The following is a 12471-nucleotide window of genomic DNA, read 5'->3' as shown; positions in this document are numbered from 1 at the left end:
GGCTTAGGCGTAGCCGTAAGCCGCCATGACTGCTTAGAAGTTCAGCGTGCGCTTGTCGATCGCCAGCGCGGCTTCTTTGGTCGCCTCGGACAGCGATGGGTGGGCGTGGCAGATGCGGGCGATGTCTTCGGCCGAAGCCTTGAACTCCATCGCCACGACGGCTTCGGAAATGAGCTCGGAAGCCATCGGTCCGATGATGTGGACGCCCAGGATTTCGTCGGTCTCGGCGTGCGCCAGGAACTTGACCATGCCCGAGGTGTCACCCAGCGCGCGTGCGCGGCCGTTGGCCAGGAAGGGGAAGGTACCGGCCTTGTAAGGCGTGCCGTCCGCTTTCAGCTGCTGCTCGGTGCGGCCCACCCACGCGATTTCCGGCGAGGTGTAGATCACCCACGGTATCGTGTCGAAGTTGGTGTGGCCGTGCTGGCCGGCGATACGCTCGGCAACGGCAACGCCTTCTTCCTCGGCCTTGTGCGCCAGCATCGGGCCGCGCACCACGTCGCCCACCGCCCAGACGTTCGGCAGGTTGGTCTTGCAGTCGCCGTCGACGGCGACGAAGCCGCGCTCGTCCAGCGCCAGGCCGGCCTTGTCGGCGCCCAGGCCGATGGTGTTCGGGGTGCGGCCGATCGAGACGATCAGCTTGTCGAACACGGCGGTGACAGCATCGCCCTTGGCGTCGTTGTATTCAACGGTGACCTTGTCGGCACCCTTGGTCACGCTGTTGATCTTGCAGCCCAGGGAGATCTTCAGGCCCTGCTTGGTGAACAGCTTGTTCGCCTCCTTGGCGATCTGCTCGTCGACTGCGCCCAGGAAGGTCGGCAGACCTTCCAGCACGGTCACTTCGGAACCCAGGCGGCGCCAAACGGAACCCATTTCCAGGCCGATCACGCCGGCGCCGATGACGCCCAGCTTGGCCGGCACGGCGTCGATCGCCAGCGCGCCGGTGTTCGACAGGATCAGTTTCTCGTCGAAGTCCGCGCCCGGCAGCGAACGTGCGTTCGAGCCGGTGGCGATGATGACCTGCTTGGCGTTGATGGTCTCAGGCGCCTTGCCGGTGATGGCGATCGGGTAGCCGTCGGCGCCCGCCGCGCCTTCGAAGGCCGCGCGGCCGTGGAAGAAGGTGACCTTGTTCTTCTTGAACAGGAACAGGATGCCGTCGTTGTTCTGCTTGACGACGGTGTCCTTGCGCTTGACCATCTGGCCCAGGTTCAGCGACAGGCCGGCGACATCGATGCCGTGTTCCTTGAAGGAGTGGCCGGCGTGCTCGTAGTGCTCGGACGACTGCAGCAGCGCTTTCGACGGGATGCAGCCCACGTTGGTGCAAGTGCCGCCCGGTGCGGGGCCGCCCTTTTCATTGGTCCACTCGTCCACGCAAGCGACCGAGAAGCCCAGCTGCGCTGCGCGGATGGCGGCGATGTAGCCGCCGGGGCCGGCGCCGATGACGACGACGTCAAATTGTTTGTTGCTCATTGTCTTGTATTCCTAAAATAAAATGTTGCTTCAAAACGGTTGCAGCCAGGCGCAGCGACGAAGACAGTACGAATGTACGGCTAGGAGCTGCAACGACGCTGCGGCCGTTTTTAAGCGGCATTCAGGCCTCGTCGGGGACGAAGATCCAAAGCAGCAGGTAGATCACCAGCCCGAAGCCGAAGCAAATCGTAAACAGCGTAAACACCAGGCGCCAGATCCACGATTCCATGCCGGACACTTTGCCCAGGCCGCCGCACACGCCGCCTACCCAGCGGTCGCCGCGGGAACGGCGGAAGCGGTTGAATTCGCTGGCGAAGTCGCCGGAACCGTTGTCCTTGCCCAGCTGCACCGGCGTGGTGTCGAGCAGCTTCTGTTTGGCGCGGGCGAATTCTTCATCGCTCAGCGCGCCAGCCTGGTTGAGTTCGTGCAAACGCTTGATTTCTTCGGAGACGCTCATGACACTCCTTGTGCAAACACTGCGGCGATGCTGGCGGATCAGGCGTGCCGCCTGATCCGCCAAGCTCGAATTACAGGTCCAGCAGCAGGCGCGCCGGATCTTCCAGCGCTTCCTTCATGGCCACCAGGCCCAGCACGGCTTCGCGGCCGTCGATGATACGGTGGTCGTAGGACATCGCCAGGTAGTTCATAGGACGGATCACGATCTGGCCGTTCTCGACAACAGCGCGGTCCTTGGTGGCGTGCACGCCCAGGATGGCCGATTGCGGCGGGTTGATGATCGGGGTCGACAGCATGGAGCCGAAGGTGCCGCCGTTCGAGATCGAGAAGGTGCCGCCGGTCAGGTCTTCCAGGGTCAGCTTGCCTTCCTTGGCTTTCTGGCCGAATTCACCGATCTTCTTCTCGATGTCGGCGATGCTCATCTGGTCGGCGTTGCGCAGGATAGGCACCACCAGGCCGCGCGGCGAACCGACCGCGATGCCGATGTCGAAGTAGCCGTGGTACACGATGTCGTTGCCGTCAACCGAGGCGTTGATGATCGGGTACTTTTTCAGGGCGGCGACGGCGGCCTTGACGAAGAAGGACATGAAGCCCAGCTTGACGCCGTGCTCTTTCTCGAACTTGTCCTTGTACTTGTTGCGCAGTTCCATGACAGGCGCCATGTTCACTTCGTTGAACGTGGTCAGGATGGCGTTGGTCGACTGCGATTCCAGCAGGCGCTCGGCGATACGGGCGCGCAGGCGGCTCATCGGCACGCGCTCTTCCGGACGGTCGCCCAGGTTGGCCTTGCCGGCCGGCGCTGCGATCTTCTGCAGTGCAGGCTTGGCGGCGGCTGGCGCCAGTGGCGCAGGGGCCGCTGGTTTCGGTGCGGAGGCTGCTGCCAGGGCGTCGCCCTTGGTCACGCGGCCGTCTTTGCCGGAACCGGCGACGTCGGAAGCGGACAGGCCGGCTTCGGACAGGATCTTGGCGGCGGCAGGCATGGCCACGTCGCCCTTGTTCACGGCGGCGGTGGCGACAGGTGCGGCGGCGGCTGGAGCAGCGGCAGCGGCGGCTGGCGTCGCGCCCACGGTGGCTTCGGTATCGATGATGGCGATGACCTGGTCGGCGACCACGGTGGCGCCGTCGGCTTGCAGGATCTGGACGATGACGCCGGCGACCGGCGCTGGCAGTTCCAGTACCACTTTGTCGGTTTCAACGTCGATCAGGTTCTCGTCGCGGGCGACGGCTTCGCCGACTTTCTTGTGCCAGGTCAGCAGGGTCGCTTCAGCGACGGATTCCGACAATTGTGGGACTTTAACTTCGATTTGTGCCATGTGAAACTCCGTAATCTTTATATTTTTTGATGCCCCCTCCGCACCAGAGGCGGACGGGGGCAGACTTGATTTATTTCGTCAGAATGAAGCCTTTGAGCTTCGAGAACGCGGTTTCCAGCAGGTCCTTTTGCTGCGCGTAGTGCTTGTCGTAGTAACCGACGGCCGGCGACGCCGAGGCCGGACGGCCCGCGTACGCCAGGCGCTGGCCTGCGTCCATGCTTTCGAAGATGTTGTGCTGGATCTGGAACCAAGGGCCCTGATTCTGCGGCTCGTCCTGCGCCCACACCACTTCGGCCAGGTTCGGGAACTTCTTCAGTTCAGCGGCGAACGATTTGTGCGGGAAGGGATACAGCTGTTCCACGCGCACGATGGCGGTGTCGGTCTGGCCGCGCGTCTTGCGTGCGTTGACCAGGTCGTAGTAGACCTTGCCCGAGCAGGCCACAACGCGCTTGACCTTCTTGGCGTCGATCTTGTCGTCCACTTCGCCGATCACGGTGTGGAAAGCGCCTTTGGACAGGTCGGTCAGCGGCGAACCGGCGTCCTTGTTGCGCAGCAGCGATTTCGGGGTCAGGATCACCAGCGGCTTGCGGAACTGGCGCACCATCTGGCGGCGCAGCAGGTGGAAGATCTGCGACGCGGTGGTCGGCTGCACCACTTGCATGTTGTTGTCTGCGCACAGCTGCAGGAAACGCTCAGGACGCGCGGACGAGTGCTCCGGACCCTGGCCTTCGTAACCGTGCGGCAGCATCATCACCAGGCCGGAAGCGCGGCCCCACTTCACTTCGCCGGAGCTGATGAACTGGTCGATCACCACTTGCGCGCCGTTGACGAAGTCGCCGAACTGGGCTTCCCAGATGGTCAGCGTGTTTGGCTCGGCGGTCGAGTAGCCGTATTCGAAGCCCAGCACTGCCTCTTCGGACAGCACGGAGTCGATCACGGTGAACGGCGCCTGCGATTCGGACACGTTCTGCAGCGGCACGTAGGTGCCGGCATCCCAGCGCTCGCGGTTCTGGTCGTGCAGCACGGCGTGGCGGTGCACGAAGGTGCCGCGGCCGGCGTCCTGGCCGGTCAGGCGCACGGCGTAGCCGGACGACACCAGCGAGGCGTAGGCCAGGTGTTCGCCCATGCCCCAGTCCAGGTTCACTTCGCCGCGGCCCATGGCGGCGCGGTCGCCCAGTACTTTCTCGACCAGCGAGTGCACTTTGAAGCCTTCCGGCACGGTGGTGATGCGGGTAGCCAGGCGTTTCAGTTCGGTCGACGGCACGGCGGTGTCGGCCGAGTCGGTCCACTTGCGGTTCAGGAACGGCAGCCAGTCGACCGCGTACTTGTTCTTGAAGTTGGAGATGACCGGATCGACGGTGTGCTTGCCGGCGTCCATGGCGTCGCGGAAGGCGGCCACCATCTTGTCGCCGCCATCGGCAGCGATCACGCCCTGGGCCGACAGCTTGTCGGCGTACAGGCGGCGGGTGCCCGGGTGCTGGGCGATCTTCTTGTACATCAGCGGCTGGGTCAGCGCCGGCGTGTCCTGCTCGTTGTGGCCCAGTTTGCGGTAGCAGATGATATCGACCACGATATCCTTCTGGAACTGCAGGCGGTAGTCCATGGCGATCTGGGAAGCCAGTACCACGGCTTCAGGATCGTCGGCGTTCACGTGCAGCACCGGCGCTTCGATCATCTTGACGACGTCCGAGCAGTAGATGGTGGAGCGCGCGTCGCGCGGATCGGAGGTGGTGAAGCCGATCTGGTTGTTGATCACGATGTGCACCGTGCCGCCCGTGCCGTAGCCGCGGGTCTGCGCCAGGTTCAGCGTTTCCATCACGACGCCCTGGCCTGCGAAGGCCGCGTCGCCGTGCACCAGGATAGGCAGCACTTGCGCGCCCAGCGGATCGCCGCGGCGGTCCATGCGAGCCTTGACCGAACCTTCAACCACAGGGTTGACGATTTCCAGGTGCGACGGGTTGAACGCCAGCGACAGGTGGACCGGGCCGCCTGCGGTGGAGATGTCCGACGAGAAGCCCTGGTGGTATTTCACGTCGCCGGCCGGCAGGTCGTCGCCGTGCTTGCCTTCGAACTCTTCGAACAGGTCCTTGGGCGCTTTGCCCAGGGTGTTGACCAGCACGTTCAGGCGGCCGCGGTGGGCCATGCCGATAACGATCTCCTGCACGCCTTTTTCGCCGGCGCGCTGGATGATTTCGTCGATCGAGGCGATGAAGGTTTCGCCGCCTTCCAGCGAGAAGCGTTTCTGGCCGACGTATTTGGTGTGCAGATAGCGCTCCAGGCCTTCAGCTGCCGTCAGGCGCTCCAGGATGTGCTTTTTCTTGTCTGCGGTGAAATTCGGGGTCGAGCGGATCGATTCCAGGCGTTCCTGCAGCCAGCGCTTTTCGGCCGGGTCGGAGATGTACATATACTCCGCGCCGATGGAGCGGGTGTAGGTGTCGCGCAGGAAGTTGGTCAGGTCGCGCAGGGTAGCGGTTTCAGGACCGAAGTAGGTGTTGCTGATGTTGAAAACGGTGTCCAGATCGGCATCGGTGAAGCCGTAGAAGCTCGGTTCCAGTTCCGGGATCGAAGGACGTTCCTGGCGCTGCAGCGGGTCCAGGTTGGCCCAGCGCGAGCCCAGGTAGCGGTAGGCGGCGATCAGCTGGGTGGCTGCCACGCGCTTGCGGCCCATTTCGGCGTCGGCCGAAGCGACCACGGTGCGGATAGGACCGGCTTTCGCGCGTTCGGCGAAGGAGGCGATCACGGAGGCGTGGGCGACGTCCGGCTTGTTCGACCCGTCGACTGCCGGCACGTGCTGCATGGCGTCGAAGTACGAGCGCCAGTTGTCTGGCACGGATCCTGGATTGTCGAGATACGCTTCGTACAGTTCTTCAACGTACGGTGCGTTTCCCCCAAACAGGTAGGAATTGGACGACTGTTGTTGCATCATATTGCTCACCTTTCTTCGCGCTTCGCGAGATTAGCGGGTTAATCTAACCTTCCGCGACACGGCCTGACCGGTTAGCGGATTGCACATCAAGTTGTGGGGAAGGACTTAGGTATTTCAGTAGTTCCAAAAAACGGTCGCTAAGGATAGCACGCGGTATTGTATTCGAACAACCATACACGCGTGAAATAATGCGGGTTGGCGGGAAGGCCATCATGGCAATTCAATAATTGGTATCGCCGCCGCCCCCTGCCGCCGCACGCCATGCCGGGTCGTGCGCGAACCAGTCCACCAGGTGGTCCAGCATGGCGCGCAGCGCCGGCGGCATGTGCTCGCGCGAGGTGTAGATGCCGTAGATCCCCATGCGCTGCGGACGCCAGGCCGGCAATAATTCGACCAGTTGACCGGCCCGCAGCAGCGGCGCGGCAGCGAAGAGCGGCTGCAGGGCCACGCCGGCCCCCTCCACCGTGGCCGACAGCAGCGCCATCGATTCGTTGGCAGACAGATTGCCGCTGACGGGGATTTGCAGCGCATTCCCCTCCTCCTCCTTCTCGCCTTGCCCGGCCTGGAAACGCCACATGGTCTTGCCGAAATAGCTATACGTCAGGCAGTTGTGCACAGCCAGGTCGGCCGGCGCCTGCGGCACGGCGTGGCGCTCCAGGTAGGACGGCGCGGCCACCACCACCGAATCGCAGTCGCCCAGGCGGCGCGCGATCATGCCCGGCTCCAGGCCGTTGGTGATGCGGATCGCCAGGTCGATGCGCTGCTCGACCAGGTTGACGGCGCGGTTGTCGACCTGCAGGTCGATGGCGGTGCGCGGGTAGCGCCGCAGGAAATCAGCCATTGCGCCCGCCAGCGCCATCTGCGCCAGCGAATGCGAACTGGCGATGCGCAGCAGGCCGTGCGGCGCTTCCGGGTCGCCTGCAGCGTGCATGCCCGCCGCCAGGGCCAGCATTTCGCCGCAGCGGGCCAGCGCCACCTCCCCCGCCGCAGTCAAACTGACGCGGCGGGTTGTGCGGTGCAGCAGGCGCGCGCCGCACCATTGCTCCATCTCGGCCAGGTAGCGCGTGACCATGGCGCGCGACATGTCCAGCGCCTCCGCCGCCGCGATCATGCTGCCGCGCTCCGCGATCTCCTTGAATACCTGCGCTGCCGTCAGCCTGTCCATCACTCATCCGATCCATGCAATTGATAGTTGCAATTTACACTGTTTTTCGGATGAGTGAACAGTCCTACACTGGCGTCATCACTTCTTCTTTAAGGATAACGCCATGATCAAGCAGACCCTCGCAGCAGCCGCCATCGCCAGTTCGGCATATGCCTCCGCCGCGCCGCTGACGCTGGAGGTATTCAATCCCGGCGAGGCCGCGATCTTCCCGGTTGCCTCCGTGCTGGTAAAAGGCCAGAAAGACGCGGTATTGATCGACGCCCAATTCTCGCGTGGCGAAGCGCAGAAACTGGTGCAGCAAATCAAAGCCAGCGGCAAGCGCCTGACCACCGTCTACGTCAGCCACGGCGATCCGGATTTCTATTTCGGCCTGGATGTTATTCAAGCCGCCTTCCCGCAAGCGAAAATAGTCGCCACGCCGGGCACCATCGCCGCCATGGAAAAGAAAGCCGCGGCCAAGGTTGCTTATTGGGGCCCCATCCTGAAAGAAAATGCGCCGCAAGCCATCGTCATGCCGCAGCCATTGCAAGGCGACACCATACATTTGGAAGGCGCATCGCTGAAAATCGAAGGCTTAAATGGTGCCGTGCCGGACCGGACTTTCGTCTGGATCCCTTCCATTCAAGCGGTGGCGGGCGGCGTCGTATTATTCAACGGCCTGCATGTATGGACCGCCGACACGCAAACCCCGGAATCGCGCCAGCAATGGCTGTCTACCCTGGACCGGATTGCGGCGCTCAAACCAGTAACTGTCGTCCCCGGCCATTTCGCTCCCGGTACGCCATTCACGCCGGACAGTATCAGCTATACCGCCGGTTATCTGCGTAAATTCGAATCGGCCGCACCGCAGTCGGCCGATTCGTCCGCCCTCAGCGCCGCCATGAAAGCCGCTTATCCGGCGGCCGGCCTGGAAAGCGCATTGCAGATCAGCGCCAAGGTCGCCAAGGGCGAAATGAAGTGGTAAGCCCAAAAAAGACCGGCCCCAAGGGCTGCGCCTTGGCCTCTTAAGCCAGATCCTGGCTTGATCGCGCCAAAACCGTGCATATTGTGCCGTGACCGGTGCGGCGCCGAGGTGGTAGACTTGGCGTTTCCCCTGCACGAGCTTGATCCATGCACACCCTTGAACAGTTGCGCGCCGGCGAATTGCGCGGCGTGCAGCGCCTGCAACTCGCCTGCGGCCTGACCGAATTCCCCGACGAGATTTTTGAACTGGCCGATACGCTGGAGATACTCGACCTGTCGGGCAATGCCCTATCCGCCCTGCCCGCCGATTTGGCCCGCCTGTCCAGGCTGCGCATCATTTTCTGCTCCGATAATCAATTCACGGACCTGCCTGAAGTATTAGGCTCTTGCGCGGAATTGAGCATGATAGGATTCAAGGCCAATCGCATCGCCAGGGTGTCCGGCGCGGCGCTGCCGGCAAAACTGCGCTGGCTGGTGCTGACCGATAACCTGATCCCGGAATTGCCGCCGCAAATAGGCAATTGCCGGCAATTGCAGAAACTCATGCTGGCAGGGAATAAGTTAAAGTCGCTGCCGGCGGAAATGGCTGCCTGCATTAATCTGGAATTACTGCGTATCGCGGCCAATGAAATGGCCAGCCTGCCTGCATGGCTGCTCGAATTGCCGCGCCTGAGCTGGCTCGCGTATGCCGGCAATCCATTTTGCGCGGCCGTGGAAGCGCAGGCCGCGAACGCGCCCATCGTCGAGATACCGTGGAATCAATTCACGCTGAAGAATAAACTGGGCGAAGGCGCATCGGGCCATATTTATCGCGCCGAGTGCGGCACGGACACGGTCGCAGTCAAGATATTCAAGGGCGCAGTCACCAGCGACGGCCTGCCGGATTCGGAAATGGCGGCTTGCATCGGTGCCGGCGCGCACGCCAGCCTGCTACCGGTGCTGGGCAAAGTGCCCGACCATCCGCAGGGCGCGCACGTCCTGGTCATGCCGCTCATCCCGCCCGACTTCGCCAACCTGGCCGGCCCGCCCAGCCTGGCCAGCTGCACGCGCGACACCTACCCGGACGGCAAGCGATTCACGCTCGGGGCCGCGCTGGCCATCGCGCACGGCATCGCATCTTCCGCGCGCCAACTGCACGCGCGCGGCATCATGCATGGCGACCTGTACGGACATAATGTGCTGCACTGCAACACAGGCCGCGCACTGCTGGGCGACTTCGGCGCCGCCTCCTTTTTTGAGCCGGGAACGCCGCAAGCCCGGGCCCTGCAAGCCCTGGAAGTCCGCGCTTTCGGCTGCCTGCTGGAGGAGCTGCTGGAGCGCTGCGACCGGCCCGTTCCGGCTGAGCTGTCAGCGCTGCAAGCTGCCTGCTGGCACGCCGACGCGGCGGCGAGGCCGCTATTCGACGATATCGAGCGGCGTCTGTCCGGCCTGCGCCAGGCAGCGCTAGACAATCCGTTCTAGATATTTTATTCTAGATCCCATGACCAACGCCGCCCCACCGAAACCGACCGCCTCCGAACTGGAGATGCTGCGCCTGCTGTTCACGCTCGGCCCGTCCACCGCCAAGCAGGTGCACGCCGCCGCGCTCGAGACGCGGCCGGACATGAACTACGCCACCGTGCTGCGCCTGCTGCAGGTGATGCACACCAAGGGCCTGCTGACCCGTGACGAAAGCCAGCGCGCCCACGTCTATGCTCCCGCGCAGAAGCAGGAGTCGGTGCAAACCAGCTTGCTGACGGAGCTGATCCAGAAAGCCTTTTCCGGCTCCGGAAAAGCGCTGGTGCTGGCCGCCTTGCGCGGCGGCCACGTCACGCCCCAGGAACGCGACGAAATCCAGGCCCTGCTGGACCAGGAAAAATAACATTCCGCCCGCAAAGTGTTGTAAATAAAACACGCGCTCGCTCAAGCGCGCGCCGTGGCTGCTTGCGCCTATTACACTAGCGACTTGCAAGACACGACGGTCGCGCCAAGCCGGCAGCCCCGCCCCGCCCTTTCGCCGGCAACACGCAGCGCCACGCTGCAGGGACCGCATATGGATGAAAGCGAACAGGCGCCGCCGTTCGAGATCGGCACCTCTTCGTTGAAAGAGGTAATGAACGTGCTTGCCTGCACCTTCTATGTTCTCGACGAGGCTGGATATTTCGCCCTTTGGAACCAGCGCGTCGAGCTGGTCACCGGGCTCAGCGCGAAACAGCTGCGCACCCACCACTTCCTGGACCTGATCCATCCCGCCGACCGCCCGGCGATCGCGGAAGCTTTCTGCACCGCGCTGCAGACCGAGCGGCACATGCAGGTGGAGACCCGCTTGCTGGCGCACGGCGCGCCCCTGCCCTATCTGCTCTCCGGAGCCCGCCTGCAGGCGGGCGGCCAGAATTACCTGCTGGGAACCGGGCTCGACCTGTCATCCCGCGCGCAACGGCCGCCCCTGGCCGACTTGCGCGAGCGGGCCGTGCATGCGGCCAGCAACGGCATCGTCATCACCCGCTGCCAGGGCCGGGACAATCCCATCGAATACGTCAACCCGGCATTCGAACGCATCACCGGCTACAGCCAGCAGGAAGTCGCCGGTGTCGACTCGCGCTTCATGGCCTGCGGCCGCCAGGACGCGCCCGAGCGCGCCCGGCTGGCGGCCGCGCTGGCAGCCCAGGAGGCAGTCACCGTCGTGCTGCGCAACAAGCGCAAGAACGGCGAACAGTTCTGGAACCAGCTGACGGTCACCCCGGTACCCGGCGACGACGGCAGGGCCACCCACTGCGTCGGCATCGTCGAGGACATCACCCTGCTGCGCCAGCGCACCGAGCAGCTGGAACACCAGGTCACGCACGACGCGCTGACCGGCCTGGCCAACCGCACCTTGCTGCGCGACCGGCTGGACCAGGCGCTGCATGCGGCCCGGCGCAGCGGCCGGCACGTCGCGGTGGTGCTGATGGACCTGAACAAATTCAAGGAAATCAACGACACGCTGGGCCACGACGCGGGCGACCAGCTGCTGTGCGCGGTTGCCCAGCGGCTGGCATCGGCGCTGCGCGACGGCGACACGGTGGCCCGCCTGGGCGGCGACGAATTCGTCCTCGTGCTGGCCGAGCAGCCCACGCTGCGCTATACGCTGGGCATGATAGAGCGGGTGCGCCTGGCCATGGCGCATCCGCCGCAAATCGAGGGGCGCAGCCTGCCGCTCGGCGCCAGCATGGGGGTGGCGGTCTTTCCGCAGGACGGCGACAGTTTCACCACCCTGCTGCGGGCCGCCGACGCGGCCATGTACGAAAGCAAGAGCGGCGGGCCGGACTCGGTGCACTTCTATTCGCACGACATGGCGTGCGCTTCCGCGGCCAGGCGCAGCATGGAGCACGCGCTGCGCGCGGCGCTGACCTGCGACGACCTCTACCTGAAATACCAGCCCAACGTCTGCGCGCACAGCGGCCACATTGTCGGCATGGAAGCATTGCTGCGCTGGCGCCACCCGGAGCTGGGCGAACTGCTGCCGGCGGCCTTCCTGGCCGAGGCCGAGGCCAACGGCCTGATTGTGCCGCTCGGCCAGCGCGTGCTGGCCGAGGTGTGCGGGCTGATCCAACGGCTGGACGCGCTCGGTTATTCGCGCCTCCCGGTGACGATGAACGCCTCGCACCGCGAGTTCAGCCAGCGCGACTACCTGCCCGGCATTGCGCGCGGGGTGGCGCATTACGGGGTCGATCCCGCCTGCCTGATCCTGGAGATGCGCGAGGCCGAGCTGATGCGCAACCCGGCGCTGGCGCACGGCGTCGCCAGGGGCTTGCGTGAACTCGGTGTGCGGCTCTCGGTCGACGAGTTCGGCGGCGGCCTGTCCAACCTGAACTGCCTGCGCGCGCTGCCGCTCGAGCAGCTGAAGATGTCGCCGGCCCCGGTACGCGAAATCGACCAGCAGGGGCACAGCGGCGCGCTCGCCAAGACCATGCTGGACATCGGCCGCAACCTGGGCATCAACGTGGTGGCCACCGGCGTCGAAACCCGCCGCCAGCACGACTTCCTGGTGCAGCACGGCTGCGCCAGCATGCAAGGCCACTTCGTCAGCCGCCCGCTGACGCGCCCGGCGCTGGAGCACTGGCTGCACCGCCGGGCCTGAGAAGGTCTCGGCTGCCTGCTGGAGGAGCTGCTGGACCGCTGCGACCAGCCCGTTCCGCCTGAACTGTCGCGGTGGCCAAGTC

9 protein-coding genes are annotated in these 12471 nt (G+C 64.4%); 4 read left to right on the top strand and 5 right to left on the bottom strand.

The annotated features are described in order from the left end of the window. Positions 1 to 33: 33 nt before the first annotated feature. The 5 genes from lpdA to ACSQ8Y_RS02270 all read right to left on the bottom strand — a co-directional run bounded on the left by lpdA (position 34) and on the right by ACSQ8Y_RS02270 (position 7327). On the bottom strand, positions 34 to 1467 hold the full coding sequence (lpdA, locus tag ACSQ8Y_RS02290) for a dihydrolipoyl dehydrogenase (protein WP_436264848.1): 1434 nt from the start codon (positions 1465 to 1467) through the stop codon (positions 34 to 36). Between the two features lie 121 nt (positions 1468 to 1588). Beyond that, entirely contained in the window at positions 1589 to 1924 is a 336-nt protein-coding gene (locus ACSQ8Y_RS02285) for a PspC domain-containing protein (RefSeq protein WP_436264847.1), read from the bottom strand. Positions 1925 to 1994: 70 nt separating this feature from the next. Further along, on the bottom strand, positions 1995 to 3236 hold the full coding sequence (gene odhB, locus ACSQ8Y_RS02280; protein WP_436264846.1) for a 2-oxoglutarate dehydrogenase complex dihydrolipoyllysine-residue succinyltransferase: 1242 nt from the start codon (positions 3234 to 3236) through the stop codon (positions 1995 to 1997). Between the two features lie 70 nt (positions 3237 to 3306). Beyond that, positions 3307 to 6162: a 2-oxoglutarate dehydrogenase E1 component gene (locus ACSQ8Y_RS02275; RefSeq protein ID WP_436264845.1), complete on the bottom strand. Its 2856-nt coding sequence runs from the start codon at positions 6160 to 6162 to the stop codon at positions 3307 to 3309. A gap of 220 nt (positions 6163 to 6382) precedes the next feature. Continuing rightward, on the bottom strand, positions 6383 to 7327 hold the full coding sequence (locus ACSQ8Y_RS02270; protein WP_436264844.1) for a LysR family transcriptional regulator: 945 nt from the start codon (positions 7325 to 7327) through the stop codon (positions 6383 to 6385). Positions 7328 to 7430: 103 nt separating this feature from the next. Between ACSQ8Y_RS02270 and ACSQ8Y_RS02265 the strand changes: the two genes are divergently transcribed. The 4 genes from ACSQ8Y_RS02265 to ACSQ8Y_RS02250 all read left to right on the top strand — a co-directional run bounded on the left by ACSQ8Y_RS02265 (position 7431) and on the right by ACSQ8Y_RS02250 (position 12389). Then, positions 7431 to 8291, top strand: a complete 861-nt coding sequence (locus ACSQ8Y_RS02265) for an MBL fold metallo-hydrolase (RefSeq protein WP_436264843.1) — start codon at positions 7431 to 7433, stop codon at positions 8289 to 8291. Positions 8292 to 8437: 146 nt separating this feature from the next. Further along, entirely contained in the window at positions 8438 to 9751 is a 1314-nt protein-coding gene (locus ACSQ8Y_RS02260) for a leucine-rich repeat-containing protein kinase family protein (protein ID WP_436264842.1), read from the top strand. Between the two features lie 19 nt (positions 9752 to 9770). Further along, positions 9771 to 10151 (top strand): BlaI/MecI/CopY family transcriptional regulator, encoded by a 381-nt coding sequence (locus tag ACSQ8Y_RS02255; protein ID WP_436264841.1) that lies wholly within the window; start codon positions 9771 to 9773, stop codon positions 10149 to 10151. A gap of 171 nt (positions 10152 to 10322) precedes the next feature. Then, positions 10323 to 12389 (top strand): putative bifunctional diguanylate cyclase/phosphodiesterase, encoded by a 2067-nt coding sequence (locus ACSQ8Y_RS02250; protein WP_436264840.1) that lies wholly within the window; start codon positions 10323 to 10325, stop codon positions 12387 to 12389. Positions 12390 to 12471 lie beyond the last annotated feature (82 nt).

Origin of the sequence: Pseudoduganella sp. LjRoot289 (assembly GCF_964252925.1) — a bacterium.
GTDB lineage: Bacteria > Pseudomonadota > Gammaproteobacteria > Burkholderiales > Burkholderiaceae_D > Rugamonas.
The sequence above is the reverse complement of the archived record's forward strand: the minus strand, read 5'-3'. Positions and strand labels throughout refer to the sequence as shown.

Excerpts from the sequence above, each read along its gene's own strand:
- ACSQ8Y_RS02285 (WP_436264847.1), bottom strand. The coding sequence starts at position 1,924 with ATGAGCGTCTCCGAAGAAATCAAGCGTTTGCACGAACTCAACCAGGCT.
- ACSQ8Y_RS02250 (WP_436264840.1), top strand. The coding sequence starts at position 10,323 with ATGGATGAAAGCGAACAGGCGCCGCCGTTCGAGATCGGCACCTCTTCG.
- odhB (WP_436264846.1), bottom strand. The coding sequence starts at position 3,236 with ATGGCACAAATCGAAGTTAAAGTCCCACAATTGTCGGAATCCGTCGCT.
- ACSQ8Y_RS02265 (WP_436264843.1), top strand. The coding sequence starts at position 7,431 with ATGATCAAGCAGACCCTCGCAGCAGCCGCCATCGCCAGTTCGGCATAT.
- ACSQ8Y_RS02255 (WP_436264841.1), top strand. The coding sequence starts at position 9,771 with ATGACCAACGCCGCCCCACCGAAACCGACCGCCTCCGAACTGGAGATG.
- ACSQ8Y_RS02275 (WP_436264845.1), bottom strand. The coding sequence starts at position 6,162 with ATGATGCAACAACAGTCGTCCAATTCCTACCTGTTTGGGGGAAACGCA.
- ACSQ8Y_RS02270 (WP_436264844.1), bottom strand. The coding sequence starts at position 7,327 with ATGGACAGGCTGACGGCAGCGCAGGTATTCAAGGAGATCGCGGAGCGC.
- ACSQ8Y_RS02260 (WP_436264842.1), top strand. The coding sequence starts at position 8,438 with ATGCACACCCTTGAACAGTTGCGCGCCGGCGAATTGCGCGGCGTGCAG.
- lpdA (WP_436264848.1), bottom strand. The coding sequence starts at position 1,467 with ATGAGCAACAAACAATTTGACGTCGTCGTCATCGGCGCCGGCCCCGGC.